Annotated in this window: 35 protein-coding genes; 1 reads left to right on the top strand and 34 read right to left on the bottom strand. The window is 66.8% G+C overall.

What is annotated here, in order from left to right:
- Positions 1-88 precede the first annotated feature (88 nt).
- From IM777_RS07930 to IM777_RS07870, 13 genes are read right to left on the bottom strand one after another with little or no spacing between them, the layout of a single operon-like run.
- On the bottom strand, positions 89-496 hold the full coding sequence (locus IM777_RS07930; RefSeq protein ID WP_194385200.1) for a hypothetical protein: 408 nt from the start codon (positions 494-496) through the stop codon (positions 89-91).
- A complete protein-coding gene (locus tag IM777_RS07925) occupies positions 493-681 on the bottom strand; it encodes a hypothetical protein (RefSeq protein WP_194385199.1) in 189 nt (62 codons plus the stop codon). The genes IM777_RS07930 and IM777_RS07925 overlap by 4 nt, the downstream gene beginning before the upstream one ends.
- Positions 682-728: 47 nt before the next feature.
- Positions 729-1,130 carry a hypothetical protein gene (locus tag IM777_RS07920; protein WP_194385198.1) on the bottom strand — a complete coding sequence of 134 codons (402 nt, stop codon included), beginning with the start codon at positions 1,128-1,130 and terminating at the stop codon, positions 729-731.
- Entirely contained in the window at positions 1,127-1,402 is a 276-nt protein-coding gene (locus tag IM777_RS07915; protein ID WP_194385197.1) for a hypothetical protein, read from the bottom strand. Before IM777_RS07915 ends, IM777_RS07920 begins: the two co-directional genes overlap by 4 nt.
- A complete protein-coding gene (locus tag IM777_RS07910) occupies positions 1,402-1,899 on the bottom strand; it encodes a hypothetical protein (protein WP_194385196.1) in 498 nt (165 codons plus the stop codon). The genes IM777_RS07915 and IM777_RS07910 overlap by 1 nt, the downstream gene beginning before the upstream one ends.
- Complete coding sequence (locus tag IM777_RS07905; protein ID WP_194385195.1) at positions 1,892-2,317, bottom strand: hypothetical protein; 426 nt, start codon at positions 2,315-2,317, stop codon at positions 1,892-1,894. The genes IM777_RS07910 and IM777_RS07905 overlap by 8 nt, the downstream gene beginning before the upstream one ends.
- The gene (locus IM777_RS07900) at positions 2,317-3,135 is read right to left on the bottom strand and encodes a hypothetical protein (protein ID WP_194385194.1); all 819 of its coding nucleotides are present in this window, start codon (positions 3,133-3,135) and stop codon (positions 2,317-2,319) included. The genes IM777_RS07905 and IM777_RS07900 overlap by 1 nt, the downstream gene beginning before the upstream one ends.
- On the bottom strand, positions 3,132-3,299 hold the full coding sequence (locus tag IM777_RS07895) for a hypothetical protein (RefSeq protein WP_194385193.1): 168 nt from the start codon (positions 3,297-3,299) through the stop codon (positions 3,132-3,134). Before IM777_RS07895 ends, IM777_RS07900 begins: the two co-directional genes overlap by 4 nt.
- Entirely contained in the window at positions 3,299-3,841 is a 543-nt protein-coding gene (locus IM777_RS07890; protein WP_194385192.1) for a hypothetical protein, read from the bottom strand. The genes IM777_RS07895 and IM777_RS07890 overlap by 1 nt, the downstream gene beginning before the upstream one ends.
- Positions 3,842-3,861: 20 nt before the next feature.
- On the bottom strand, positions 3,862-4,740 hold the full coding sequence (locus IM777_RS07885) for a hypothetical protein (RefSeq protein WP_194385191.1): 879 nt from the start codon (positions 4,738-4,740) through the stop codon (positions 3,862-3,864).
- Complete coding sequence (locus IM777_RS07880) at positions 4,737-5,924, bottom strand: hypothetical protein (RefSeq protein WP_194385190.1); 1,188 nt, start codon at positions 5,922-5,924, stop codon at positions 4,737-4,739. The genes IM777_RS07885 and IM777_RS07880 overlap by 4 nt, the downstream gene beginning before the upstream one ends.
- 15 nt (positions 5,925-5,939) lie before the next feature.
- On the bottom strand, positions 5,940-6,782 hold the full coding sequence (locus tag IM777_RS07875; RefSeq protein WP_194385189.1) for a hypothetical protein: 843 nt from the start codon (positions 6,780-6,782) through the stop codon (positions 5,940-5,942).
- Positions 6,779-7,981, bottom strand: a complete 1,203-nt coding sequence (locus tag IM777_RS07870; protein ID WP_194385188.1) for a hypothetical protein — start codon at positions 7,979-7,981, stop codon at positions 6,779-6,781. The genes IM777_RS07875 and IM777_RS07870 overlap by 4 nt, the downstream gene beginning before the upstream one ends.
- A gap of 187 nt (positions 7,982-8,168) precedes the next feature.
- On the opposite strand from IM777_RS07870, the gene IM777_RS07865 reads away from it, so the two are divergent.
- On the top strand, positions 8,169-9,575 hold the full coding sequence (locus tag IM777_RS07865; protein ID WP_135950160.1) for an IS1380 family transposase: 1,407 nt from the start codon (positions 8,169-8,171) through the stop codon (positions 9,573-9,575).
- Positions 9,576-9,697: 122 nt separating this feature from the next.
- Here the strand turns inward: IM777_RS07865 and IM777_RS07860 are convergent, their stop codons facing one another.
- The 21 genes from IM777_RS07860 to IM777_RS07760 all read right to left on the bottom strand — a co-directional run bounded on the left by IM777_RS07860 (position 9,698) and on the right by IM777_RS07760 (position 23,440).
- Positions 9,698-11,203, bottom strand: a complete 1,506-nt coding sequence (locus IM777_RS07860; protein WP_194385187.1) for a phage tail tape measure protein — start codon at positions 11,201-11,203, stop codon at positions 9,698-9,700.
- Positions 11,204-11,209: 6 nt separating this feature from the next.
- Positions 11,210-11,461: a hypothetical protein gene (locus tag IM777_RS07855; protein ID WP_194385186.1), complete on the bottom strand. Its 252-nt coding sequence runs from the start codon at positions 11,459-11,461 to the stop codon at positions 11,210-11,212.
- 74 nt (positions 11,462-11,535) lie between these two features.
- Positions 11,536-11,952 (bottom strand): DUF7426 family protein, encoded by a 417-nt coding sequence (locus tag IM777_RS07850; protein WP_194385185.1) that lies wholly within the window; start codon positions 11,950-11,952, stop codon positions 11,536-11,538.
- Positions 11,953-12,021: 69 nt separating this feature from the next.
- Positions 12,022-12,789, bottom strand: coding sequence for a phage tail tube protein (locus IM777_RS07845; protein ID WP_194385184.1), 768 nt, complete (start codon positions 12,787-12,789; stop codon positions 12,022-12,024).
- On the bottom strand, positions 12,786-13,205 hold the full coding sequence (locus IM777_RS07840) for a phage tail terminator protein (protein ID WP_194385183.1): 420 nt from the start codon (positions 13,203-13,205) through the stop codon (positions 12,786-12,788). Before IM777_RS07840 ends, IM777_RS07845 begins: the two co-directional genes overlap by 4 nt.
- Positions 13,202-13,546, bottom strand: a complete 345-nt coding sequence (locus tag IM777_RS07835) for a hypothetical protein (protein ID WP_194385182.1) — start codon at positions 13,544-13,546, stop codon at positions 13,202-13,204. The genes IM777_RS07840 and IM777_RS07835 overlap by 4 nt, the downstream gene beginning before the upstream one ends.
- A gap of 9 nt (positions 13,547-13,555) precedes the next feature.
- Complete coding sequence (locus IM777_RS07830) at positions 13,556-13,879, bottom strand: hypothetical protein (RefSeq protein ID WP_194385181.1); 324 nt, start codon at positions 13,877-13,879, stop codon at positions 13,556-13,558.
- The gene (locus tag IM777_RS07825; RefSeq protein ID WP_194385180.1) at positions 13,879-14,244 is read right to left on the bottom strand and encodes a hypothetical protein; all 366 of its coding nucleotides are present in this window, start codon (positions 14,242-14,244) and stop codon (positions 13,879-13,881) included. The genes IM777_RS07830 and IM777_RS07825 overlap by 1 nt, the downstream gene beginning before the upstream one ends.
- Positions 14,245-14,265: 21 nt before the next feature.
- Positions 14,266-14,454 carry a hypothetical protein gene (locus IM777_RS07820; RefSeq protein ID WP_194385179.1) on the bottom strand — a complete coding sequence of 63 codons (189 nt, stop codon included), beginning with the start codon at positions 14,452-14,454 and terminating at the stop codon, positions 14,266-14,268.
- Positions 14,455-14,467: 13 nt separating this feature from the next.
- Positions 14,468-15,391: a phage major capsid protein gene (locus IM777_RS07815; protein ID WP_194385178.1), complete on the bottom strand. Its 924-nt coding sequence runs from the start codon at positions 15,389-15,391 to the stop codon at positions 14,468-14,470.
- 19 nt (positions 15,392-15,410) lie between these two features.
- Positions 15,411-15,776 carry a DUF2190 family protein gene (locus IM777_RS07810; protein ID WP_194385177.1) on the bottom strand — a complete coding sequence of 122 codons (366 nt, stop codon included), beginning with the start codon at positions 15,774-15,776 and terminating at the stop codon, positions 15,411-15,413.
- The gene (locus tag IM777_RS07805; RefSeq protein ID WP_194385176.1) at positions 15,776-17,041 is read right to left on the bottom strand and encodes a head maturation protease, ClpP-related; all 1,266 of its coding nucleotides are present in this window, start codon (positions 17,039-17,041) and stop codon (positions 15,776-15,778) included. The genes IM777_RS07810 and IM777_RS07805 overlap by 1 nt, the downstream gene beginning before the upstream one ends.
- Positions 17,038-18,477, bottom strand: coding sequence for a phage portal protein family protein (locus tag IM777_RS07800; protein WP_194385175.1), 1,440 nt, complete (start codon positions 18,475-18,477; stop codon positions 17,038-17,040). The genes IM777_RS07805 and IM777_RS07800 overlap by 4 nt, the downstream gene beginning before the upstream one ends.
- A gap of 17 nt (positions 18,478-18,494) precedes the next feature.
- On the bottom strand, positions 18,495-20,219 hold the full coding sequence (locus IM777_RS07795) for a terminase (RefSeq protein ID WP_194385174.1): 1,725 nt from the start codon (positions 20,217-20,219) through the stop codon (positions 18,495-18,497).
- A 14-nt stretch (positions 20,220-20,233) separates the two neighbouring features.
- Complete coding sequence (locus IM777_RS07790) at positions 20,234-20,767, bottom strand: hypothetical protein (RefSeq protein ID WP_194385173.1); 534 nt, start codon at positions 20,765-20,767, stop codon at positions 20,234-20,236.
- Positions 20,768-20,857: 90 nt separating this feature from the next.
- Positions 20,858-21,037, bottom strand: a complete 180-nt coding sequence (locus IM777_RS07785; RefSeq protein WP_194385172.1) for a hypothetical protein — start codon at positions 21,035-21,037, stop codon at positions 20,858-20,860.
- On the bottom strand, positions 21,034-21,342 hold the full coding sequence (locus IM777_RS07780) for a hypothetical protein (protein ID WP_194385171.1): 309 nt from the start codon (positions 21,340-21,342) through the stop codon (positions 21,034-21,036). The genes IM777_RS07785 and IM777_RS07780 overlap by 4 nt, the downstream gene beginning before the upstream one ends.
- Positions 21,339-21,608 carry a YegP family protein gene (locus tag IM777_RS07775; RefSeq protein ID WP_228481021.1) on the bottom strand — a complete coding sequence of 90 codons (270 nt, stop codon included), beginning with the start codon at positions 21,606-21,608 and terminating at the stop codon, positions 21,339-21,341. Before IM777_RS07775 ends, IM777_RS07780 begins: the two co-directional genes overlap by 4 nt.
- Positions 21,605-21,958 (bottom strand): HNH endonuclease, encoded by a 354-nt coding sequence (locus tag IM777_RS07770; RefSeq protein WP_228481019.1) that lies wholly within the window; start codon positions 21,956-21,958, stop codon positions 21,605-21,607. Before IM777_RS07770 ends, IM777_RS07775 begins: the two co-directional genes overlap by 4 nt.
- Position 21,959: 1 nt before the next feature.
- Positions 21,960-22,148 carry a hypothetical protein gene (locus IM777_RS07765; RefSeq protein WP_194385170.1) on the bottom strand — a complete coding sequence of 63 codons (189 nt, stop codon included), beginning with the start codon at positions 22,146-22,148 and terminating at the stop codon, positions 21,960-21,962.
- Between the two features lie 476 nt (positions 22,149-22,624).
- On the bottom strand, positions 22,625-23,440 hold the full coding sequence (locus IM777_RS07760) for a tyrosine-type recombinase/integrase (RefSeq protein ID WP_194385169.1): 816 nt from the start codon (positions 23,438-23,440) through the stop codon (positions 22,625-22,627).
- Positions 23,441-23,846: the final 406 nt, after the last annotated feature.

The raw sequence follows: 23,846 nt of genomic DNA, 5'->3' as shown, positions 1-23,846 counted from the left end.
GTTCGCCTTCTGCGCGAGCGCGATGTGGTGCGCGGTGTGCCCGCCCTGACCGGCGGTGAGGTCCTCGTCGATGGCCATTGCAGTCCTCTCAGAAACGATCCAGCGACGTCGAGCGCGCGATGCTCTCGATGCTCTGCTGCAGGGTTGGGGTCAGCTCCACCGGAGCGAACAGGGTGGGGTCGACGATGGGGAGGTCGTCGAAGTCGACGGGCCCCTCGTCGGGGATGGATGTGAAGCGGACCGGTAGCTGATAGTTGCCGCCGCGGATGGTCCACCGGACACAGCAGTCCTCACCGGACGGCTCGAGGTCGATCGGTGAGGACGGTGCGCCGTCGACGATCGGCAGGCTCACCGGGGCGGGGAAGGTGATGGTCTGCCCGTCGACCTTCGTGTACGGCCGGTCACCCGCCCAGTACATTGCTTCGACGTGGCCCGACTTCACCGGCCCGGGCGCGCCGAGGAGGCGTTGCAGCGCGGTGAGGTTGATCACGGTCACGGTTCCACTCCTTCTTCCACCGGCGGCTCCGCGTCGGGTTCCGGTTCCGGTGCGGGTTCAGGCTCGGGTAGGGCGCCGACGCTCACGGCCGCGGCTTCGAACTGGGCGATGAAGGTCGACGGGGTGCCGGCCGGGTTCTCCTGCTGGATCACCGCGAAGACCTCATCGGCCTGTTCAGGAGTCATGCCATAGCTGCGCGCCATGGCGCCGGCGACCCACGCCGAGCTGTACCTCACGCGGCCAGCGCGGTCTTCTGCTGCTGCCCGTTCGCGAAGATCGCGATCCCGGACGACAGGACCGTGAGCCCCACCGAGATCCCGGTGAGAACCTGCGTGTTCGTCGCGTCGTCGTAGAAACCGAGGAGCACGAGCGCCGGCGACACGGTTGTGCCGAGCGCGTACACCGCGCCACGGACGATCGCCCACCCCTGGGTCGCCCAGTCTCCGATGCGGACGTTCACGAGGCTCAGCAGCGACCCAGCCGCGGCGAGCCCCGCACCGGAGATGATCAGCAGCTGCTCCCAGGTGCCCTCGGTGCCGTAGCCGAGCAGAATCGCGAGCGGGGCGAGGGAGGCGAGGAACGCTTGGATGAGCTGGCGCCGCTCCGCGGTGAACCAGGCTGCGATGGTCTTCATGATGATGGTCCCCTTCCGGGATCGTCGGTGTTGTCTTGCTGCTTGCCGAGGTAGAGGTCCCGCCAGTAGTCACGGTCGACCTCGAGGCGCTCATACGCGCGGAAGTCGATGTCGTCGTCGGCCGCCGCGGGGATGCCCACCTCGGGTGCTGGTTCCGGTGCGCTCTTCTTGCGGAGGGCGATGGCGTCGAGGATGACCTTCAGGAGTCCCGTGATGGCGACAATGAGCGTTGCTGCCACACCGAGCAGGGCTCCCCACTGCTCGAACGACATCAGCTCTCCTTCGGGTTGGCGATCGCCTCCACCCGTGCGATGTGGACCGGTCGAGCACTCCGCGCGCGGCGGTACTTCCACCGGTCCCACGCGATCTGCCCGACCCGGCCTGCGGCCGTGAGTCCGAGCCCGCCGATGATGAGCTGGGTGAGCGGGTTCGCGAGGAAGCCGTACTGGTCGACGAGCGCCCCGTATAGGATCAGATAGCAGAGCGCGACGATGCCGGTGGCCACCATCTCGATGCTCAGCACGTACTCCATGCGGCGCCCGTCGCCGAGCGTGTACTCGAGCAGCAGCGTCGCGGTCGCGGCGATCGCAGCGAACAGCAGCAGCACCCACTGCCACACGTCCGACAGGATTGGGCTGATCTCTCCGAGCGCGGCCGGGTCGTACACGCCGACCACCGCGAGCAGCGGGATCAGGAACGAGATCGCCTGCGCGCCGAGAGCCCAAGCGTTCGTCGGCGACGTCAGCCGAACAGGCTTGTGCTCACCCATTGCTCTCTTCCCTCCGGACCGTGCACGCGAACCCGGTCGTGATGGTCAGCAGCGAGATCATCCAGTACGCGATCGCCGCCGACGGTGCGAACCCGGGCACTGCCGCGATGGGCACTACCCAGAGCACCCACACCATGCCGAGCAGGAACGTGGGGACCGCGACGGCCTGACGCGAGGTGAAGAGAAGCGTGAGCATTGCGACGCTGAGAGCGACCATCACCAGCCCCCACCAGTGCGGCTCCACGAACGCGAACGCCAGAGCGAACGACGTGATGCCGGCGTAGAAGTCCGGCATGATCACAATCGTCACCCCGAACGCCAGAGAACCGACGGCGATGATGCTGGCGAACGTCTCCGGCAGGTAGGCGTGCGCGAGCTTGTCCCGCCACGAGGACGGGATGATCGCCGGCACAGCCATCACTCGCTCGCCACCGCGGTGATGGTGAGACTGTCGATGCCGCGGCGGAAGCCTTCGTCGACCGCGTCGGTGATCTCCTCCTGCGTGAGCCCACCCCCACCCGCGGACTCGATGATCCCCGCGATGACCTCCTGGAGGTCTTCCTTCGTGAGCTCGTCGCCCTGCGCGGCCTTGATCGCCCGGAGCCGGTTGATCACGTTCCCCCCGACGACAGCGCCATCCTTGAGGGAACCGCCCACGACAGTGCGGACACGGTCCGTGTCGGACTCGATCGCGCGGAGCAGGTCCGTGATCGACGGTCCCGACTCGTTAGACCCGGCTACGCGCTCCATGAGCCAGTCGACACGGGACACGACCCGGTCGAGCTTCTTCTCCTGGTCAGCATTCATGACGTCCTCCAGAGGTTGTGCGTTGCCGCCCGCGGGCGTGCCTTCGTGGCGGTGATTGTCGAGGTGCTCGAAGTATTCGAAGTGCCACTCCTCGACGAGGGTCCACACTCCGTTGATCCACCGGTAGACGGTGCGCCGCCACCCGTTGTCGTGCATGATCGCGAGGATGCGCTGCGCCTCATCGGAGTCGACCGCGCCGCCCTCCTGGTGCACGCTCGGCGTGTTCGGAGACAAGGCGATCGGATACCCGTCGCGGAGGTACTTCTGGTGCCACTCGTTCTGCCGTTCCCATGTGCGGCCAGCCTCGGTGATCTGGATTGGATGCCCGATCCGCTGGTCGATGCGGAAGATCGACGCGGCCGGTTTCCGGTCCAGCCAGCCGCGGCCGTAGCCGAGGTCAACGAACTCGCCCGGGTAGACGTACATCATGCGTCCTCGAACACAAGCTCGCCGGCATCATCCAGCCGGGCACGGACCAGGCCGTCACCGTCGAGGTCGGCGCTGCCGCCGATGTCGAGGATGATGTGCGGCGGCGCCCCGTCCGCGGTGAGGATCTCCCGGATCTGATCAGCACCGGGCAGTTCGGCGGCCATCACACCACGCTCCACGTGAGCGCCGCGTCCTGGCTGACACCACCGGAGAAGAACAGACCACCCGTCGGCGAGATCCGGCAACGCCCGATCGTCGAGTTGTCCGACATGATCACCGGCAGACGGGTGTCACGCTTCGGCCAGGACCATGCAGGAAGCTGCGCGGCGGCGCTGCTGGACGTGCCACCGTACATGCCGCCGTGGTAGGAGACCATGTACCCGTCACGGGATACCTGCGGTGACACCTCACCGGTGTTCGCGGTCCAGTCGTTCGTCGCTGCGAGGGTCGTCCAATCCACCAGGTACATCACGAACTGCCACGCGGAGCCATTCCAACGTTCCACCGCGCCGGTGGTGGTGTTCGACCACAGCATCCCGTTGACCGGCGTGTAAGCGTCGCGCTCCGCTGTGGTGCCCTTGCGCGTGTTGCCGCGCTTCACGGCGAGCCGCGCCACCTCCTCGAGGTCAGCGCCGGACGCGAGCGGCCCCTCTTCGGGGAATGCCGGCGCGTCTTCGTAGCCGGGCTGGAGTCCTTCTGAGGCCATGGCGGCACCTTCCGTTCAGGTCAGCGGGTGCCCGCGAAACGCAGCGCACCGGAGAGTGAGTGTTGGCCGGCGCCTGCCCACCGGTTGAATCCGGCACCGGAGGTGACGCCGATTCCGGCGTTCGGGTTGTCCCGCAGGTGGTTTCCCCACGACGACGGGAGGGTGACCCATCCGTTGCGTGGGGACAGGGTGACGGTGTCGGTGATCGTGGGGGCCCCTGACGGGATGCCCGAGTAGCCGTGGAGCCCGATGAACGCGACGCCGCGCTCCTCCAGCCGGGGAAGATACATCTCGGTCTTCGACACATCCGCCCCGTTGAGGGTGCTGAACCGGCCGCCGTAGACCCAGATGCCGTCGTTCGAATTGGACGCCCACACCTCGGCGCCACCCCACCAGTTGTTCCAGTCGTCGTCGTACTTTCCCGAGCCCGTCGGGTAGACGAGGAGGTTGCTGAACGCGGTCGGAGCGTCGGGCTTGTCTTCAGGAGTCGTCGGCTCGGGCGCGGATGCTTCCTCGCCCAGCACGTGCCCTGACTGCCAGTTGATGACCACGACCTCACCGACCATCGGCGAGTAGCCGGCCAGGACCGGCAGATCCCAGGATGTCCCGTCGACCTCGACGGTGACGGTGGTGGAGCCGCCCCCGACGGCGGTGACCGTGCCGCGTGGATTCAGCGTCTGGGCCGGGCCGGTGACCCGCATGATCCCCCCGACCGTGTCCACCCGCACGGGGATGTTCGGTGCGGGTGGGGAGAACCCGTCACATCGGATCCGCACGGTGGCGCCCTGCAGGTTGACCTTCGCGAGGCCACCGTCCATGCCAACGAACACGCCGACCGCGGTGGTCACCCGTGCGATGTCGGCGAGCTTGCTGTTGACGAGGTCTTCGTACGTCCTCACAGTGCCCTCCTCATCCGCACCGTGACCTGCATCGTCGCCTCGTCGGAGACACGCAGCCTCCGGACGACGCCGGACACGTTCTCTCCCGGCACGGTGACGTGGTCGCCGAGCTCGAGGAGCGGGTTGTAGATGCACTCGATTTCGACATCGATGTCCTGCGAGGTCGCGATCGCACCCTGCGCGGCCACCGCCGCGTCTGCCTGGCCCTGCGTCCGGACCGTGGATGATGTGTGGAAGCGGACGATCTCTCGCCCCATCACGGACGGTGCGAGGTAGCCGGGCGCCACCCACTCGGCGCGGAGCGGGACGCCGGCCTCGGTTTCGTAGTTCCCCACGATCACGTTCGCGAACCCGTCGGTCGTCAGCGCCGACGACATGTCCACGATCGTCCCGGTCTCCCCGAGGCGGATCTCCACCGTGGGCGTGTTGTCGTCTGCGAGCACCCACTGTCCGAAGGAGTCGACGACAGGGATTCCGCCGAGCGCGGTCGCGCACGCCTGGATGTCGTCGAGCCGTGATCCGTCGGCGGCAGGCCACACGGTTCGGGGGATCACCGCGTCCGCGCCCGTCTGGATCACCGGAAGGAGTCCGACCTTCCGCCATTCACTCCAAGCCGACGTCAGCGATGTCCTCGGGGACCGGAAAGATGCACCCAACGGCCGACTGTCCAGGGACACGATCTCAAGATCGACGATGGAAGCGACGACGATCTCGTGGGCGTTCCCCACCCAGCCGCCCCCGACGACGACGCTCTCCCCGGGGAACGTCTCCGTGAACACGTCCTCAAACAGGTCGTCGCTGGTCTCGACCTCGGTCTGCCACCGATGCCCGTACGTGGCGGTGATGTCTTCCGCATAGGGCACGTCGATCACATCGAACATGCCGAGCTGCACGCGGCGGGAGAACGACCCGACCTCGATGACCTCAGTGAGGATCAGGGTCGCCCGGAATGGGGAAAGGATGCCAGACTGCGGGGTCGGCACCCACGACTCGCCGTTGATCGAGCTGTGCACGATCCGCACGCGCCCGGTCGTCAGCGGATCTCGATCGGTGTTCCCGTCCAGATCCCACGACTCCGCGAACACGTTCGATGCGACCAGGTCAGAGCCGTGGAGGACGTCGATGAGGAGGTGTCGGGAGTACCCGTCGTCCAGGACAGTGGAGAGGCCGGAATCTTCCCGCATCCTGACCTCCCCCCGTCACGTACCGTCTGCGAATCCAGCGAGCGAGTAATCCCGGTTCGCGTCGAGGCGCGTGAGATACGCATCGTCGAACTCGCCCCGAGAGGCGTAGTACGCATCCACATCCATCCGCCGCAGCAGCGGGATAAACAGGCCCGGTGCTGGCCTGGCTGCCTCATCGCCGATGATGTGCTGCAACGTCCGCTCCCCGCCATAACGGAGGCTCACGTCATCCTCCGGAATGTCGAGCACTCCGAGGAACAGCGGCGACCGGATGCGTCGAAAGATTCCCGGGTAGTCCACTCCCACCCGGATGCAGATCACCGGCGGGAGGCGTGTCGTCTCGTCGCCGAGGAACGCTTGGATCCGGTCTGCGCTATCGAGGTCGGTGCAGTGCACGCTGAATACCACGTCACGCAACCCCTGCCGAGGGCTGGAAACCATCACCCCAACCCGACGCCCCTTGGGGCGCACTATTGCCCCCGGCACCGGACGAGACAGGCGTCGAACGGCTTCGGGCGTGAGACTCACCCGAACGGCCCCGGAAGGAGCAAACGGCGAATGCATCCACACGCCGGTGTACCCCAGCTCGATCGATGTGGGCTCAGTAAACCCCACCGACTCCCCGGCCGCGTCGAACAGTTCCACCTTGTACGTCGCCGCCTGGGCAGGGACCTCGTAGTCGATCCAGTTGCCAGCGCCCGCGACAGGCGCGTTGATCACACCCGATACCGGCTCTTCAATGCCACGGCTGAAGCGGTACGCCGTCACCGACGCGACCCCCGCATCAAGACCCGTCAGAAGAACCTCGACACGGGGAGCCCCACCGCTCTCGGTAATATCCGTGATCGTCAGGGTCATGGTTTGGTCGCCCTCCCCCGCCCATTCCGGATTTGCCTGCGCTCCCGTGCGAGCAGAACGCCCTCAACAACTCCCGTGATCCCGTTGCCGAGATCAAGAGTCCCCGAGATCGTCATCTGTTCCGGCGCACTTGCGGTAGCCACCGGCACCTCGCCCGCTCCAACTCCCATGCGGCGCATGGTCTCCGCCAGGATCGCGTAGGACCGTGCGGACCCGTCATGCGGAATGAACGACTCCGCGACATCGCCTCGATCACCAACGACCCGCCAAGTGCTCGGCGGAACTACCTGCGCGATCGGCTGCATCGGTGTTAGCCCGGGGATTCCGCCGGCTGCCATGAACTCAACGACGTTGCCGCGCGCGTTCGTGAGTGCACTGCGACCTCCGCCTCCGCCAGGGATGGCGTTGACGTACATGTTGAACGCCTGCCCCGCGTAGTCGCGAATGAAGTCATCAACCTCCGACCGCGCCGGCGTCGTGTTCGCCGTGACGCGGACCGACCCATCAGGCAGCGTCTCGATCTTGAAACCGAGGCGCTCAATCTTCTCCCGCTCCGGATCCGCGTTAGACGACACCTGCGTGTCGACCTTCTCCGGCACCTCAAGGTATGAGTCGATCAGCTGGTAGGCCTGCTCTTCGGATAACCCCATCGCCTGCAGCTGCTCAGCGAGAGCCTGCGTGGTGGTGTCGTACCGCTCCGACAGGTTCGACTGCGACTCCCCCGCCTGCGCGGCCGTCTCGATCTCCTGCGCGAGCGAATCCATCACCGCGCGAATCTGCTCATCCAGCTCACCGTGGGCTTCGATCGACCCATCGGTCGACTCCGTCCATGCGTCCGTGAGCTGCGTCGCGCCGTCGGCTGCGTAGCCGACCTGGTCGATGGACTGCGCAGTTCGGATGGCGATGTCGTTCAGGTAGCCGAGAGTTACCTGCGGCTCGTAGAAGTCGTTGAACTCGTCACGCATCGCCTCGAGCGACCCGACCGCGCCTTCCGTTGACCCGTCGAAATCACGCATGCTGTCGGCGAGATCAGTGAGCTCCTTCGGCTTTCCCTCGAATCCGTTGAACATGTCGATCACGGTCGCGAGTCCGTCGACGGTCTCAGCAAGCGGCCCAGAGACGAACTCGCCGAAGCTCTCCGTCCCCGCGATCGCGAAGTCGATCGCACCGTTGATCAGGTCGCCGAAGAACTCGAGCACCGGGCCACGGTTCGCCGACACCCACTCAGCGAAGTCGCCGAGTGGTTCGCCGAACGCGACCGCTAAACCTCGATCCACCGATGGACGGGGCGTTGAGCGAGCGTCGTGACGTAGAAATGCCCCTCTGATCAGGAAGAATAGAGCTTGCTTAGGGTTCTGTTCGTCTGGTCGGAGAGGCATCTCGTAGATGCAATTCAAGCACGCCCCCGCCGCAGTGTCTGCGGTGTTCGATGATCCGAATCTCGTGTCGGCCGCGGGGCTGGTGCCGATGCTCCGCCTGGCGCGTTCCGCGGGGTTGGACGAGCTCGCGCGTGAGCGGTTGAGCGTCCCGACGGATAAGGGCGCCAACGCGGGTGCGAAGGTGATGGCACTGGTCGCGGGCATGCTCGCCGGGGCGGACTCGATCGACGACATGAACCTGCTCCGCCATGGCGGAATGGGCCGGTTGTTCGACCGGACGTATGCGCCGTCGACGCTCGGGTCGTTCCTGCGGGAGTTCCGGTTCGGACACGTCCGCCAGCTCGACGCCGTCGCCTCCCGGGTGTTCGCGAATCTCGCTGTCGACGCGCCGCTGCTCCGAGCAGGCGATGGCGAGCGGGTGATGGTGGATCTGGACGACACCATCATCGAGGTCCACGGATACCAGAAGCAGGGCGCCGGTTTCGGGTACTCCGGCGTCCGGGGGCTGAACGCCCTCCTCGCCACGGCATCGACCACCTCGTCGGCGCCGGTGATCCTGGCCCAGCGGTTGCGGCAGGGGAAGACCGGGTCCCCGAAGGGGGCCGCGCGGATCGTCGGCGATGCTCTCGCCACCCTGCGCCGCACCCGCGCCGCGACCGGGGCCAGGCCGTTGCTGCGGGCGGACTCCGCGTTCTACGGACACGCGACCGTCGGCACCGCGATCAAGGCGGGCGCCGACGTGTCGGTGACCGTGAGGATGGACCCGGCGGTGAAGGCCGCGATCGCGACCATCCCGGATGATGCGTGGGAGATGATCGAGTACACCGACGCGATCCGTGACGAGACCACCGGGCAGCTGATCTCCAAAGCCGAGGTCGCCGAGGTCCCGTTCACCGCGTTCCGCTCGAGGAAGAAGGCGGAACAGGTCGCCGGACGGTTGGTGGTGCGGCGCATCCCCGATCTGAACCCGAGACAGGTGGAGCAGCCGACCCTGTTCGACGTCTACCGGCATCACGCGTTCTTCACCACCACAGCGAAGGAGGTGATGGACACGGTGGCCGCGGACAAGACCCACCGCGGTCACGCGATCATCGAGCAGGTCCACGCCGACCTCAAAGCGGGGCCGCTCGCGCACCTGCCCTCCGGGGTGTTCACCGCGAACAGCGCCTGGCTCGTCATCGCCGTGATCGCATTCAACCTCACCCGCGCTGCCGGTCTCGTCGCCGACCGAGCGGGACGGCTCGCGAGAGCAACGACCGCGACGATCCGCCGCACCCTGATCCACGTCCCCGCACGGCTGGCGCGCTCCGCGCGCCGAATCACGCTGCACCTGCCCGAGGCCTGGCCATGGCAGACCGCGTTCGACCGGCTCTTCACAGCCACGCACGCGCCACCGCCAACGGTGACCACCTGACCATCGCCGCAACGCGGCACGACCGAGGACCAAGTGGACGACCGGGATGCGACGCCCGGAACTCAACCCTGCCCTCGACGCGTCACCGCGCCCCGATCATGCCGCCCCGGCACACCCACGGCTCATCGGTGGATCGAGGCTAAAGCCCCCTTGACGCCGTCGGAAGCGACCTCGATGTTTCGGAACGCCTGCTCCACGCGGGTCGCATCGTTGTCGGCCAGGGTGTCGAACATGCGCTGAGCCGCGCCCGTGACGCCGTCCAGCTCGTCTACGGCGCTTGAGAGGTCCAGGGCGAACAGCGCGTCTCCGAGGTCTTCCGCCTTCGTGCCGAAGAGCTCCACGGCCGCCGCATTTCGCTCCACCGGGTCCTCGGTCTCGCGCAGCTTCTCCAGCACGAGCTGCAGCCCATCGCGCGCGGACTCGCCACCGGCTGCGATCTTCGCCGTCATCTCCTCGGCGTTCAGACCGATCCGCTCGAACCCATCCGCCGACGACTCGGATGCATCGGTCGCGCGGATCTGAAACTCCTTGAGCGCGTCCGCTACGACGTCGGTGTTCCGGGCTCCCGCTTCGAGCCCCTGGTTCAAGAGCCCCAGCATGTCCTTGCTGTCGATCCCGAGGCGGCGCAACACGACCGGGTATTCCGTCATCGTGTCGAGGAGGTCCTCGTTGCGGTTCAGTCCCTCGCGTGCGCCGGCAGCGAGGATGTCGTACGCCTCCTCGGCGGTCTTCGCCATGCCTGTGCGGAGCAGGGTGGTCACGGCCGTAGCGGTCGGCTGGATCTCTTCCCCGAGAACGTCGGCGATGCCGGCGAGCCCGGAGATGACCTTCTGCGCGTCGCGCGTGGTGGCCTGCTCGTCGATGAGGTCGAACTGGAGTGCGAGGCGGGCGGTGTCCATGTTGGACTCGATCGACTCGCCGAAGTTGTTGGCGTACGCCTCACCCGCTGCCCGCGAGATCCGTTCCGCGTCAGCCTCCTGCAGCCCCGTCAGGGCGGCGAGGCGGTCGCGGCCGAGCTCCTGCTGCAGCCCGTCGTTGAACGCACCGATGAGCGCCTTCCCGGCGGCATACCCGATGCCGACCACGGCCCCGGCGATCGGGATTGTAGCGAGCGCGGCAACGATGTTTCCGCCGAGCTCTTCACCGGCGTTCTTCCCCGCCTTCTTGCCCGAATCGGCGGCGTACCCCTCGACGTCCTGAAGCTTCTGGCGTGCCGGATCGGTCGATGCGTCGACCACCATCTCCGCTCGGGCGTTGACCAGTGCGTCGCGCTGACGTTCCAGTCGCTGCAGGCGCGCTTCAGCGCGCTTGATGTCGGCGCTCACGTCCATCGTGGTCTCGACGGAGCGGAGGTAGTCGAGTCGCTTCTGGGTCGAGTCAATGCTCTTCTCCGCCGAGGCGACGTTCGCGTTGATCTTGATCGCGGTGTCCTGGCTGACGAGCTTCTTCGCGGCGGTCTCGACACGGTCCATGCCGGCGAGAGCACCCTTCTCGTCGGCGTCGAGCTTCTGCTTGATCGGGTTGCGTTCGATCTTCTCGCCGGTGTCTTTGACGCCCTTCAGCTTCTTCTCGTAGTCGCTGTCGTTCGCGGTGAAGAGGAACTCGAGCACGCCGGCGCGAAGGGCCATCGCGGATCACCTCCGGGTGAGCACCGCCCGCAACCGTGTGTCGGAGTCGAGCAGCGAGAAGATCAGGGCGCGCACGCCGGGCCACGGTCGGTCGAGCACCGCGGGGTCGTAGAGGTCGATGCCGCGTTCCATGAGCTCGGCGATCACGAGGCGCCAGTTCGCGGTGACGGCGTACAGCGAGCCGTCGACCTCAACCGCTGGCTTCTGTGCGCGTGCCGCGCTGGGCATCTCGGGGCGCAGGTCTGCGGGGACGGGCACATAGTCCGAGTACCAGCCGTCTGCGTCGACGGTGGCGCCGGGTGCGGCGTAGGGTGCCCAGTCCTCCGCCGTGATCAGTCTTTTGGGGCTGGCTGCTCCTCCTCGGGAAGCTCACGCGGCGTCCACATGAGAGCGGCGAGCCGGTCAGCGTACTCGCGCCCTCGCGCCCAGTAGAAGACCGCGTAGTACGCCATCCGGTCGATGGTCACCACAGGCAGGTCGTCGGCGACCATCTGGGCGTATACCTCGTCAGTCAGGCCGGGGTGAGTGTCGCCGATGGTGTCGAGCAACTCCTGCACCTCTTCGGGCACTTCGGTGATCGGCGCGCCCGTCTCGTCCCGGGCGTACCCCAGATTGATCTCACCGCGAAGCGCCGACGCGAGGATCAGAGGAGCTCGGCGGACGGAAGGCGCCGGCACACGGTACTGCTTTCCCTTGTACGGCAATACCAGATCTTGCACGGCCCAGTCGGTGAAGTCGACGTGTCCCACAGGTTGCTCCTCGGGGTTTGGTCCGGAGGGAGCGGGGTATGTTCGCCCGCTCCCTCCGGTCTTTCAGCGTCAGGCTGCGCGCGCGTAGGTGAACGCGGACGATGCGCCGGTCGCGTTGGTCACCACGATGGGCACGTTGCCGGCGTCGCCGACAGGCAGCGCGATGACGATCGTGGCTCCGTTGACCACGTTGTACTCCGCCGGGTCGCTGTCCACGGTGACACCCGTGGTGCCGAGGAACGACGAGCCGATCAGGGTGATCAGGTCGCCGTCGCCGCCGTTGAGCGGTGCCGCGGTGGAGATGGTCGGTGCGGTGACCGACCAGCCCGCGAACGGGTTCGCGATCTTCGCGAACGTGCCCTTGCCGGTGATGGTGACGGTGAGGTTCTCGACCTCGCCGTTCGGGCCGACATTGGTGCGTGACACAGAGATCGTGCCGATGCCCTGCCGGGCGTCGTTCGGGTTCGGCTCGCCGGTTTCCGGCTTGTGGTACCAGCGGAACTCCGCGACCGCCGCCTCACCCTTCGCGTCGGGGTCCGATGCGCGCGCGAGGAGCGCTTCGATCTCCGGCAGGTACAGGCCGGTCGACAGGCTGCGGTTGACCTGCACGTTGAACGCGAGGCTCCACGACCAGCCGGTGACGTCGCTGTTCTGCGCGCCGAGGTCATCGTAGGTCTGCACGTCCTGCGTGGTCGGGGTGTACGTCGGCTGGACGCCACTGATGCGACGGATCGACTGCCAGTCCGGCGAGCCGGTGGTGCCGAGGTTGATGTCGACGCCGTACTCGAAGCTCTTTCCGAGCGTCGTGCCGGCGGGAAGGGGAACTGCCGTGGTCATGATGCTGTTACCTCCGGGTTGTCGAGGATGATGATGTAGTTCTCGGTCCGCTCTTCGCGGGCGTTGCCGTCCGCTCCGAGAGGAGCGAATGAGATGCGACTGGTGTCGCTGATCCCTCCCACCCGGGAGAGCCGTTGCATGGCGATGAACGCGAAGGAGCCGAGCTTGTCGGCGCTTCGCTTATCCCGCTGTTTGCCGCGGATGCGAAGCTGCACGTTCCGCCATGAGAGATGGAGGGGGTCTTGTGCGTCGTAGACGCTGACCCCGATGGCCTGGTCTGGACCGTCGGCGGGGAGGTCGCCGTAGTGGATGCCGACCTCGTCGACCGGGTAGGGCGTGGCGGTTTCCCACCAGTTCCACCCGGGCATGTGGCCGAGGGTCTCGCAGATGAGGATGGTGAGGTCGTCGTCGTTCATTTGAACACCTCCCGGACCGCGCGGGCCATGATCTGCTCACCCGGCCCGGCGGATACCTCGCTGGCGGCGCGTTCCAGGAACTTCGCCTCACCCCCGTTGGGGTGCTGATAATCGAGCCGCTCGTGCTGGAAGAGGGCGTGCCGTGCGGTGTACGACACCTGCGCGGAGAGATCGTCGACGCTGACGCTGCCGGACTTCTTCAGGTCACGGCCGTCTGTTCCCGGGTCGTCCGGCGCTTTCTGGTTGGAGCGGCGCAGGGTCTCGCGCGCCACCGCGCGGAGTCCCTTCTGGATAGCCTTCTCGGCTTCGGTGAGCAGTACGCGGGTGTTGATCTGCATCACCGGGCCGCCTTACTTCAGATAGAGGATCGTGAACTCGTCGAGCGGGTCGCCGTTCTCGTTCCGCGCGAGCGCGATCACTTCGGACGTCCGCTGGTGCGGAGTCCCCTTCCACGTCGTCACGAGTGCGCCCAGGCGGACCGTCGTGTCGAGAGGCACCGAGACCTGCGCTGATGAAACCGCCTCCGCGCCGTCAGGGGTGCGAACGGTTTCGATGCGGTCTTTCACCTCAGCGGAGACGGTGGCCGCGTCTGCGTAGCCACCCCCGAGCCCGCCGCCCCCGGTCGGGTTGGAGATATCGACCTCGTGGGGGTAGAAGAACTCTGGCCACGACATCAGGCGTCCTCCCCTGCCGGCCAAAGTCGGTTCACGACTCCGCCGGTGGGGAATGATCCCACCGGGGCGCCAGTCGCCACCGGTGGCGGCGTGCACAAGCCTCGGAGGGACTCGATCTCGTCGATCGTGAACATCCCGGACGCCTCGAACGACATTGAGGTGCCGTTGCGGGACAGCGTCCGGGTGCGGCGGGTGCCCGTCTTGGGCACCTCCGCGAAGACGGCCTGCAGGATCGCCTGGCCGTCTTTCCATTCTTCGCTACCTGCGGGGAGAGTGAAGATGCAGGGGGCGATGACCCGTGCGCGTGCGAGCACGCGACGCGCCTTGGGCTCATCCGAACCGATGTCGGAGTGGATGTAGGCCACGGATCATCGCCCCCTCTCGTCTTACTTCTTGGCCGTTGCGTTCGAGGCTTTCGCCTCGATCGGTTCGAGCAGCCCTGCGGACACGGCGTGCTTCACGCTGTCCTGGGTGTAGTCGTCCGACTCGACGATCGCCGGGGCGTAGAGATACACCCGGCTGCTCGACGCCGATGCGAGAACGACCGCGCCGTTGGTGATCTTGTGCTTCGCCATCAGCTCAGCCTCCTCAGAGTCCGGTCGAGGTGATCTGCACGCCGGCGTTCGGCTCGAGGACCACCGGAACGGTGATGCGGCGTGCGCCGACCGTCCACTTGTCGTAGCCGGTCTTGCGGTCCGACTGTGCCTCGATTCCGAACTCTCCGTAGGAGGTCCAGTCCGGCGAGATGCCGGTCTGGTCGGCCATGCCGCCGAGCATCTCCCGGTCCACGAACAGCGGGTTCGAGCCGGTGTAGAACGGCGAGGTTACCCAGTTGTACCCGTAGAGGTTCAGCGGGACACCGCCGGTGGTGGCGGGGTTCTGCGCCTCGCGGGGCAGAGCGCCGTCGTTGATGAACATGCCGATCAGGGTGGCGTAGTCCGACGGCGACAGGACGACCGTGTTCAGGTCGATGCCGAGTCCGAGGTTGGCCCGCTGAGTGCGGATGTCCGTGAGTGCTCGGACGACATCACCGGCCGAGTCCCACGCGCCGCCGGGGGAAGCGAACGTCGACGAAACGACGGACGAGATCACGCCCATCGTGACGGTGTCGACGTCACGGATCACCGTGTTCGCGAGGATGCGGAGAGCTCGGCTGAGCACCGACCCGCCGCGCTCGGCGAGCTTCTTGTCGGTGACATCCGTGGTGAGACCACGGGTCACCGCGCGGGCTGCCTCGATGGTGCCCTCGGGGAGGACGACCTTCGGGTACCCGGCGCCCGGCGCCACGATCTCCGACTCGGTCGGGGCGAACGCGGACTCGATGCTCTCGTAGAAAACACCGCCCGCGGCCGCGTCGAGGCGGTCCTGCAGCAGGTAGTCGCCGATGAAGGACATCTCCATGATGTCCGCGAGCGCGCGGGCGACGACCGCCGACGAGCCGAGAACGAGACGTGCTTCATCGACGGTGAGGGTTCCCGACGGGTGCCCCGTGGGGTAGGTGTAAGACGCCATAGTTTCCTTCTCCCTTGCGTCAGACGAACTGGACGTCGATGACGTCGTTGTCGGCGGAGGCGGCGGTCAGCGCGATCCCGATCGGGTTCTCGCCGGCACCGATGGTTGCGACCTTGCCGGTGGCGGCGGAGATCACCTGAGCGCCCGCTGCGATCGCCGCGGAGGCGACCAGGGGGTGCACACCCGTGGGGCGGGTGTAGACCGTCACGGCTTCGCCGTTCGCGGCGTCGAAGCCGGCGACCCCGACCACGTTTGCCGCATCGGCACCAGCGTGTGCGACGGTGTCGGCGCCCGAGGCGACGACGAGACGACCACCCGTGACAGCCGCCGAAGCGGTGCGGGTGACAGCGGTTCCCGGAGTGTGCCGGGGCAGGTAGTCGGCCATCAGGCCACCTCCTCCTTGGTCTTGTTCTTCCCGATCGTGCGGTTGTACAGGTCCTCATCGGCGTCGAGGACACCGTCGGACTCACCCTTCTCGGTGACGTTGACGGCGCTGCCGGCCGCCATGTCGGCGAGGAGCCCCTTGGTGCCTTCCTCGTCGCGGTCGAGCATGGTGCGCCACTTCTGCTGCGATGCGGCGGTGATCTTCCCCGCGCGCAGGGCGTCCTTGATCAGACCGTCGCGTCGGTCGCTGTCCTGCTGGGCGGCTGCGGCCTCGCCGCGGCTCGCCTTCGCCTGCAGCTCCTCCAGCACCGACTTGTCGATGGCGACGACACCCTCGGGGAGCGCGGAAGCCTGGGGCTCCGTTCCCTGCTCCTCGAGCACCTGGTCGAGCGCCTGGATCAGCGTCTCGTCCGAGGCGTCGGCATCGTTCACACCGAGCCGGTTGCGCATCTGCGCCTTCAGTTCGTCATAAGCCATGACGTCCTCCTTCTTCGGTTCACCCGGCTCGGTTGCCGGGAGCTTGTTGATCAGAGCCACGGCTGCGGCTCCGGTGAGACGGGTCGCGCGAGCATCCGCCGAGTCGTCCAGGTCGGGATCGAGCTGAATGATGACCAGGTCGTCCTCGTCGCCTGCTGTGCGGACCGGGCCGGCGTCCTTGACGATGCCCGTCCGATCGGCGAGCCCGAGCTCGACCGCTTCGGTCGGCGTCAGCCACGTGTCCGCGGCAAGGAGCGCCGCCCAGTCCTTCTCGCCCGCCTTCGCGGTGTAGATCTCGACGATGGAGCGCTCGAGAGTGTCGAGCAGGTTCGCGGTCTTCCGCATGTCCTCGGCGTTGCCCCACACGATCGACAGCGGGGAGTGGATCATCATCGCGGATCCGGGAGACATCACGGCCTCGTCACAGCCGGCCATGATGTAAGACGCCGCCGATGCGACCAGCCCGTCTCCTACGGCGGTCACCGTTGCCTTGTGTGCGGAGAGCATGTTGAGGATCGTCGACGCTTCGAAGATCTCCCCGCCGGGCGAGTTGATCCGGAGCACGATCTGCTCGACCGATTCGGGGAGCTCGTCGATGACGGCGGAGACGTCCGCCGCGCTGATGCCCCACCATCCGCCCCACGAGTCGATCGGCCCGTACATACGGATCGTCGCGATCGTGGCGCCCTCGGTTGTGGGCGAAGGCGTAGTGATGGCGTTGAAGAACTCCACCTTGTTCTCCGGCGGGGTGCGATCGCCCCAGTACCGGGTATCCCGCTTCTCGGTCATGCTGCCTCCTCTGGGGCGCTCTGCTGGCCGCCACGGCTCGGGACCGTTGCGGGGTCGATCATGGCTCCTGCCGACTGCAGGACCTGTCTGCCTTCCTCGACGCTCAACACCCCGTTGACCACGGCGAGGTAGACCTTCTGAGACACCTCAGCGACGAACCTCGCGGCCTCTGCCGGCGACATGCCGGCCACCTCGCCCGCGGCGCTCTGCGCCTTGACTGGCATCCCCCACCGCTCGCGAGTCCATGCCTCGAGCTTTTCGTCAGGCACGACAGCGCCGGCCTCGATGAGAGCTCGGATGGCCTCGGCAGTCGCTGGCTGTTCGGCACCGATCGCGTTGGCGACGATTCGAGGCGCCGGCACCTCAATGCCCCAGTTCTTGTCGACGATGTCCTCGACGACGTGCTGCTGCGTGACGTCGGCGATGTGCTGCGCCACAGCATTCAGCGAACCGGTGAAGAACTCCGCGAACGTGGTCCCGAGAGCCCACGATCCGGTCTCGGAGCCGAGGTTCAGGAAGTGGGCGAGCACCGCGCGAGCGATCTGCTCGTCGTGGTACTGGATCATCGGACCGGTGTCGGGGAGCTTCCCCGCCACACCGAGAAGCTCCATCTTCGCGCCATGAGGAATCGACGCCCCCGCAGTCTCCCCCGCGCGCAGCCCGCGCGCGATCCCGAGCCCGTCTTCCTGCTGGGTCTTGATCCATTCGTCGATCTTCGTCTCGTCGTACTGGTCCGGGACGGGGGCGCCGGTGTACACGGGAAGCCCGAGGCCGTTGCGTTCGGCGACGAGCGCCTGGATGCGCAGCAGGCGGTCCTTCAGGAGCCAGTTCTTGTACGCCGGGCGGAGCACGGAGCGGCCGAGCCAGTTTCCGCCTTCACGCTCGTTGACGTAGACGACCAGCTCATCGACGGTCAGCTTTACGAGCTTGCTGCCGTGAAAACCCTGCTCGATGTAGTCGAGCCCACCGTCGCGCTTCACGGCGATCTTCGAGATGGTACGCGGCGGACGGTAGGCGAGCTTGTGCAGCCGGTGCCGCCCGGATGCCTCATCGAACTCGTAGACCTGCTCGAAGAACGCATGTCCGAACACGAGACACAGCAGCGCGAGCCGCAGGTGTTCCGTCCACGAGAACCGTCCGCGGGTTCGCGGCTGCGCGACTGGATCTTCGCCCTTGATCGGCAGGTTCAGGTTTCGTGCGATGTCCTCGACGACTTCGCGTGGCGCTCCAGCAGGGTCGATCATCCACCCGGTGCGCATCACGGGAAGAGTGACGGCGCGGAGCACCGACCCGACCTGCGAGTCCTCGGAGCGCATCCGGTCGAACAGGATGTTGGACTTCGGCCACATCAACTCCGGGTTGGTCTCGTTGGTCTCCTCGACCATCGATGCCCATCCGGGGATCTTCGCGTCGACCTGGTAGCCCTTCTCCGGCACGCCGTTCACCTCCTCGACTAGAACGCCACGTCGACGAGGTTCACGTCGTTCGAGCGTGCGTTGGACTCCGCTTCGATCACCGCCGCGCGCGGCGGGGTCGACGGTGCGGGCTTGTTCTTCGGCGGGTCGACCGCCTCATGGACGTACAGGGCCTCGCTCATCGCGACCAGCCCAGCGATATCGACCGGCTTCGACCGGTTCCGGGACCAGATGTGGGACTCGTTGTATTCGCGTGCCGCGCCGCCCTCGAAGGCGAGGCGGATGCCGGGCTGCTTCACGAACACCACTTGCCGGTCACGGATGCGCTGGCCGATCATCGTGGTCGCCGCAGCCACCTCACCACCGCCAAGGCGGTGCACGATCAGCTTCTTCCCGCCCGCGAGAGTCAGCTTCTCCAGAGGCTCAGCGAGCTCTGCAGAGGGGACACCGATCGACGCCTGCAGCGCCACCTCGTAGAAACCCGACCGTTCGGCCAGATCCTTGAGATACTCCGGCACCCACAGCGTTCCCGCGCGAGCGATCCGCGCCGTCAGGAACGTCTTCCCCGACTCTGTCGCCACCGCCGAGGTCACCCACGACATCCCGTTGAACACGTCCACGCCCCACACGGTGCGGGCACCGTGGACGGGGCGAACCTGCGCCGCCGGCACGCACCGCGCGTCGTACTCTCGCGGGTCAATGTGCGATTTCACGCGAACCGTCACCCACTGGTTCAGCGACTCGGTGCGGTAGTCCGGCGTGCGGATGTCCGACAGCACCGTCTGCACCGTCATGGCGCCGTACCCGATCGTCGGATTTGCTGCGAGGATCGCGTCGACATCGTCGAGGTCGCATCCGTCGGGTGCTGACCATTCGAGGATGCCGAGCGTCACATCGTGTGTGTTCGCGAACTCTTCGAGGCGGCCTATACCCTCCTCGATGTACGCGCGCAGCTCTTCGTCGGCGGCGATCGCGTCCTTGCGCTGCTGCTTCAGCACCACAGCCGACGAGTCACCGGCGTTGGAGAACCCGACGAGCATGCCGTTCCAGAACGACTTCGTGGTGTGCGCTACAGCGTTCCATACCGACCAGTCCTTCTGCTCACGCATCTCGTCCATCAGGACGCGCGCCGCGGGCTTTCCGCGGGCGTTCTTCCCGGCACGGATCTCGTAGTGCGCTCGTGATCTCGCGATGATCGCGAGTGCCCCGTTCGTGTCGACCACCTTCGTGGTGGCCTCCTGCAACCACGGCAGCGCGAGCTCCTGATCTTCCTCGGTCTCCGGGTCCGGGTCGGCCCACATCTTCACCGTGTTCCACGGCTCTTTCGCGATGTCGAGGTTCTGAGCGATGCCGACGATCTTGAACTTGAACGGCGGGACACGGTCTTTCCGGCGGGCCGACTCGACGAACAGCCACCATGCCGCCAGCACCGAAGCCAGCAGCGTCTTGCCGTTCTGGCGCGCAACGCTGATCAGCACACGCCGGAACCGGTACGTGCCGTCCGGGTTGATCTCGAGACCCCGGATCAGCGCCGCCCGCTCCCACGGGTACAGCTGTACGTTCAGCATCTCGCTCGCGAAAGCGACCGCTTCGAACCCGAGCGACGTCGACGAGTCCAACGGACGCAACGGAAGCGACCCGATCCGAGGCTCCGTCACGCCGATATGCCGCGCACCATCCTCGGGATCGACCGCGTACACCACGTCGAGGTACTCGTCGGTCTGCCACCACTCCGCCGACTCGGGCCGCACGGTCGTCGCCACATGCCCTCCTCAGGTCAGCCGGCAACTCCCTGCCCACTGCGCCAGCTCTCCAGCGAGACCGGGTCGCCAGGCTTCCGCGACCGTCCAGCCACGCTCGGCTCTTCCGCCGCCCCTGGCGCCTCTCGGCTCGCCTGCGCCTTCTCACGCTCGGCTCGAAGACGAGCCGCCTCAGCCACCGCTCGGAGATCCTTCTGCGCCGACAGCATCGCGACCCGAAGCTGGTTCGTCGGCTCGGTATCGAGCGCGTCAGCCATGTCTCGGAGCAGACTGATCAGCACCGCCTCGCCCGGCATGTCGATAACACCCGTAGCCACCAACGCCCGCTCGACCGCGGCACGCTGCGGCTTGAACCCGTCACCAGGCGACGCCGCCGCACGGCACCACCCCCGCAACGTGTCCCGCTTGACGCCCTCCGCCTCAGAAATCCGCGCAACTGCCGCGTTCGACGACAATCCGGGCTCGACACGGCGCGCCTGCTGGACCAATCCGACGAGACGCTCCCGATCAGCCGCCGAGTACCGCTTCCGAGTAGCCATCGCGAGCACCACCCACCCCGATTGGAAATCACGCATCACTCCCGGGGAGAGAGGAAGCGATCCCCGGTGTCCGGTCCGGCCCTTAGGCCATCGCTGGATTTTTCACGGGATGGTGTTGGTCTGGTCTGGGTCGATGCCGAGACGTCTCGCGGTCTCGGCGATGATGGCCTTGCTGCGGTCGCTGTCGGGCTTGAGCGGTATGTACGCTTCCTTGCCGTCATGGTCACCGATGGTGCGGTGGGCAGACCCTGAGGTGACTCCCCCTCGTCCCGTGTCACTCATCGTGTCTCCTTGCTCTGCTCCCATGCGATGACGCGCTCAGCGATGCGTTCAGAGAAGGAGCGGGTCACGAGGTAGTAAGCGATGTCGCGGATGCGGAACCCAGACACGTACCCGAAGGCGGCGTCCCACGCTGCGCGGCGTAGACCGTACTGCGGGGTGCGCCAGACTCCCCTGCCGAGCCTCATGTCCGTGGTGACGGTGCGGAGGGTGCCGCCGAAGCCGACGTACTCGATCACGGGGCCAGGCGCTTCGACGATGCGGAGCGGCTTCAGGATGCGCGATCGACGCATTCGTATCCGGCTCATAGCGGGATGCGCGCGCCCTCAGTCGTGGGGGGTGCCGGCGGCGGGGGCGGTGTCTGGCGTTTCTTCGCCCGTCGCCCGTCGTTCACCGTCTTGATCTTGGCGCCGCGGTACTTACCGTTCACGACGTACCGCGCCATGCGTTCGCAGTCCGACTTGTTCTCGTAGCCCTGACCGCCGTCGTTCGAGATGATGCTGCCGTTCGAGGCGATGAGGCGCCAGGCGTACTTCCCGTCGGTGCGCGTGTAGATCTCCACCGTCGCGGTCATGATGTCTCCTCGTCCCACCAGTCGGGCACTACCTCCGTGCCGAGGCCGGCGCTCGGGGTCTTCGCTCCGCGGGTCTGGTTGCAGAGCTTGTGGGAGTGCTCGAAGTTGTCGGGGTCTTCCTGCAGCTCGGGGTGAGTCGAGACGGGGAAGCGGTGATCGAGCTCGTGCGAGTCGGGGGTGGTGCCGGGTTTCGCTTCGTAGTCGATCGGTTCGGTGCAGATCCAGCAGTTCGCGGCGGGATCTTCCTCGGCGGCGAGCTTCTTGCCCTGCTCGAAGAACTCCTGGCGGAGCATGTGCATGCGCCGCGAGTTGGATCGGCGTGCGCGCGGCTCCTGCTCTGCGATGGTCATGTCAGTCGACCCCTCGGTGGATGCCCGGCGCGTTCGGTCTCGGTTCGCCGTCGAGCTCGTTGCTGATCACGTCGCAGCACCAGGCGGCCTGCCACCGGAAGTGATGGCGCTTCTCGCAGTGCCAGCACTCGTACGGGCGCCGGTCGGGTGGGTCGGCTTGGTCGGTGACGATGTCCTCGATGCGGCTCATGTGATCCCCATGGCCCGACCGAGCTCGGCGAGGCAGTACGTGATCACGGTCAGGCCGATGACCCAGGCGCCGACGATCGCGAGTGCTCGGAGTGTGTCCACCGTTGGACCCCCTGAAGGATGTGGGGGCGGGCGTCCACGCCCGTACACCCGCCCCGGTATGCCAGACGGACCCGAGCCGTCGGCTGTGGTCGCCGTCACATGCGACCGTCCCTCGAGCTAGCCAGGACCAGGTCAACCGGCATGCCGAGGAAGTGGCTCCCACCGACGAGTCTGCGACCTGGCGAAGGCCCGCACGGTGTGTGTCGCGCTGCGATGGGAGCTGGTGTCGCCCCGGGCTGCACGATGCCAGGAACGACCGAAGCCTCTCACCTGTTGGGAGGTGGAGGCTTCAGTAGGGTCGGTGACCCCGCAGGGTCCACCCTAATCGAGAACTGTTCATAGGTCTGGGAAGCCGGCGATGCGACACGCCGGGTGTCATCCGCTGCCTGCCATCTCGTCGATGGCTTCGCGCATGGTGTTCCGGTCGTAGTCGACATACCGCTGTGTCGTGCCGACGCTGGCGTGACCGAGCGCTTGCTGCACCATCAGGATGTCGCGGCGTCTCGCGTAGAGGCGGGTCGCGAACCGGTGGCGGAGGGTGTGCATCGTGAGAGTGTCCGGGAGGAGTCGGGCGATCAGCTTCCCCAAGTATCGGGGCGAGAGGTGGCCGTGGTCCTTCCCTGGAAACGCGTACCCGTACGGGAGTGCGGTGAGCGCTTCGCCGAGGCTCTTCGGGAGCGGCACTGTCCGGTCGCGGTCTCCTTTGCCGTGGACCAGCAGGGACACACCTCCCTCGTCCTCGAAGAGGTCGTCGGAGTGGATCTTCGTGACCTCGGCTCGGCGGAGACCGACTTCGGCGGCGAGGCGGAGCGCGAGGAGCTCGCGCGGGTCGGCGCTGCGCAGTGCGGCGCTGTACGCCCGCTCTGGCGCCGGCCGCGGTCGCCCCGCCTTCATGGGCACCTTCGGGAGGCGTGCGGCCGGGCTGGTGTCCGTGTAGCCAGCTTCGATGGCCCAGTCGTAGAACCGGGTCAGGGTGGTGCGGCGGCCGCGGCGGGTCTCCTGCGCCCACTTCTGCGTCGCGAAGTAGTCCCGGATCTCGTCGACGGACACCGCCCATGGGTCGGGGCCGAGACGTCGTGCGGCGTGCTCGAGGTGATGCTTCCTGGCGCTCACGGTCGTCTCAGGCTTTCCGCCGGCGCGCTCGTTGCTCAGGAAGGACCGGATCGCCTGACGCCAGGCTTCACTCAGCATCGGATGTCCCAGGTCCGGTCGGTTGGGAGCCTCTTTCGCGGAAGACCTTCCTGTCCTCACGTCGCTCCCGCCGTTGTTGCCGCCTCGCGACTCGCTCCGCGCGCGAACGCGAGGCGAACAGCTTCGGCCCATCAGCCCACTCGTCTCCGGGCCACCTCCACTCTGTCCACGACCCGTAGAGATCCGACATCACGCAGAGCCGCCGCCCATCCGAAAGCTCGGGCTGGAACCGGAACTCATTGAGGTTGTTCTCATAGATGACAGCACTCATGACTCACCGTCCGTGTGGATGGTCGACAGGATTCGGTCCACGTCGCGCTCACACGCGCGTATCGCTTCGTCGTCGACCGGATCTGTTCCTCGCCCGGGGCCAACCCATCCGTCTAGGCCGTGGCAGGGATGATGG

The organism is Microbacterium luteum (assembly GCF_015277875.1).
Taxonomy (GTDB): Bacteria; Actinomycetota; Actinomycetes; order Actinomycetales; family Microbacteriaceae; genus Microbacterium; species Microbacterium luteum.
Note: the sequence above shows the minus strand (reverse complement) of the source record. Positions and strands in the feature narration are given on the sequence as shown.

Coding starts and splice junctions, on each gene's coding strand:
- IM777_RS07925 (WP_194385199.1), bottom strand. CDS start 681: ATGACTCCTGAACAGGCCGATGAGGTCTTCGCGGTGATCCAGCAGGAG.
- IM777_RS07920 (WP_194385198.1), bottom strand. CDS start 1,130: ATGAAGACCATCGCAGCCTGGTTCACCGCGGAGCGGCGCCAGCTCATC.
- IM777_RS07915 (WP_194385197.1), bottom strand. CDS start 1,402: ATGTCGTTCGAGCAGTGGGGAGCCCTGCTCGGTGTGGCAGCAACGCTC.
- IM777_RS07910 (WP_194385196.1), bottom strand. CDS start 1,899: ATGGGTGAGCACAAGCCTGTTCGGCTGACGTCGCCGACGAACGCTTGG.
- IM777_RS07905 (WP_194385195.1), bottom strand. CDS start 2,317: ATGGCTGTGCCGGCGATCATCCCGTCCTCGTGGCGGGACAAGCTCGCG.
- IM777_RS07900 (WP_194385194.1), bottom strand. CDS start 3,135: ATGATGTACGTCTACCCGGGCGAGTTCGTTGACCTCGGCTACGGCCGC.
- IM777_RS07895 (WP_194385193.1), bottom strand. CDS start 3,299: ATGGCCGCCGAACTGCCCGGTGCTGATCAGATCCGGGAGATCCTCACC.
- IM777_RS07890 (WP_194385192.1), bottom strand. CDS start 3,841: ATGGCCTCAGAAGGACTCCAGCCCGGCTACGAAGACGCGCCGGCATTC.
- IM777_RS07880 (WP_194385190.1), bottom strand. CDS start 5,924: ATGCGGGAAGATTCCGGCCTCTCCACTGTCCTGGACGACGGGTACTCC.
- IM777_RS07875 (WP_194385189.1), bottom strand. CDS start 6,782: ATGACCCTGACGATCACGGATATTACCGAGAGCGGTGGGGCTCCCCGT.
- IM777_RS07865 (WP_135950160.1), top strand. CDS start 8,169: ATGCAATTCAAGCACGCCCCCGCCGCAGTGTCTGCGGTGTTCGATGAT.
- IM777_RS07860 (WP_194385187.1), bottom strand. CDS start 11,203: ATGGCCCTTCGCGCCGGCGTGCTCGAGTTCCTCTTCACCGCGAACGAC.
- IM777_RS07845 (WP_194385184.1), bottom strand. CDS start 12,789: ATGACCACGGCAGTTCCCCTTCCCGCCGGCACGACGCTCGGAAAGAGC.
- IM777_RS07840 (WP_194385183.1), bottom strand. CDS start 13,205: ATGAACGACGACGACCTCACCATCCTCATCTGCGAGACCCTCGGCCAC.
- IM777_RS07830 (WP_194385181.1), bottom strand. CDS start 13,879: ATGTCGTGGCCAGAGTTCTTCTACCCCCACGAGGTCGATATCTCCAAC.
- IM777_RS07820 (WP_194385179.1), bottom strand. CDS start 14,454: ATGGCGAAGCACAAGATCACCAACGGCGCGGTCGTTCTCGCATCGGCG.
- IM777_RS07815 (WP_194385178.1), bottom strand. CDS start 15,391: ATGGCGTCTTACACCTACCCCACGGGGCACCCGTCGGGAACCCTCACC.
- IM777_RS07810 (WP_194385177.1), bottom strand. CDS start 15,776: ATGGCCGACTACCTGCCCCGGCACACTCCGGGAACCGCTGTCACCCGC.
- IM777_RS07805 (WP_194385176.1), bottom strand. CDS start 17,041: ATGACCGAGAAGCGGGATACCCGGTACTGGGGCGATCGCACCCCGCCG.
- IM777_RS07785 (WP_194385172.1), bottom strand. CDS start 21,037: ATGAGTGACACGGGACGAGGGGGAGTCACCTCAGGGTCTGCCCACCGC.
- IM777_RS07780 (WP_194385171.1), bottom strand. CDS start 21,342: ATGAGCCGGATACGAATGCGTCGATCGCGCATCCTGAAGCCGCTCCGC.
- IM777_RS07775 (WP_228481021.1), bottom strand. CDS start 21,608: ATGACCGCGACGGTGGAGATCTACACGCGCACCGACGGGAAGTACGCC.
- IM777_RS07770 (WP_228481019.1), bottom strand. CDS start 21,958: ATGACCATCGCAGAGCAGGAGCCGCGCGCACGCCGATCCAACTCGCGG.
- IM777_RS07765 (WP_194385170.1), bottom strand. CDS start 22,148: ATGAGCCGCATCGAGGACATCGTCACCGACCAAGCCGACCCACCCGAC.
- IM777_RS07760 (WP_194385169.1), bottom strand. CDS start 23,440: ATGCTGAGTGAAGCCTGGCGTCAGGCGATCCGGTCCTTCCTGAGCAAC.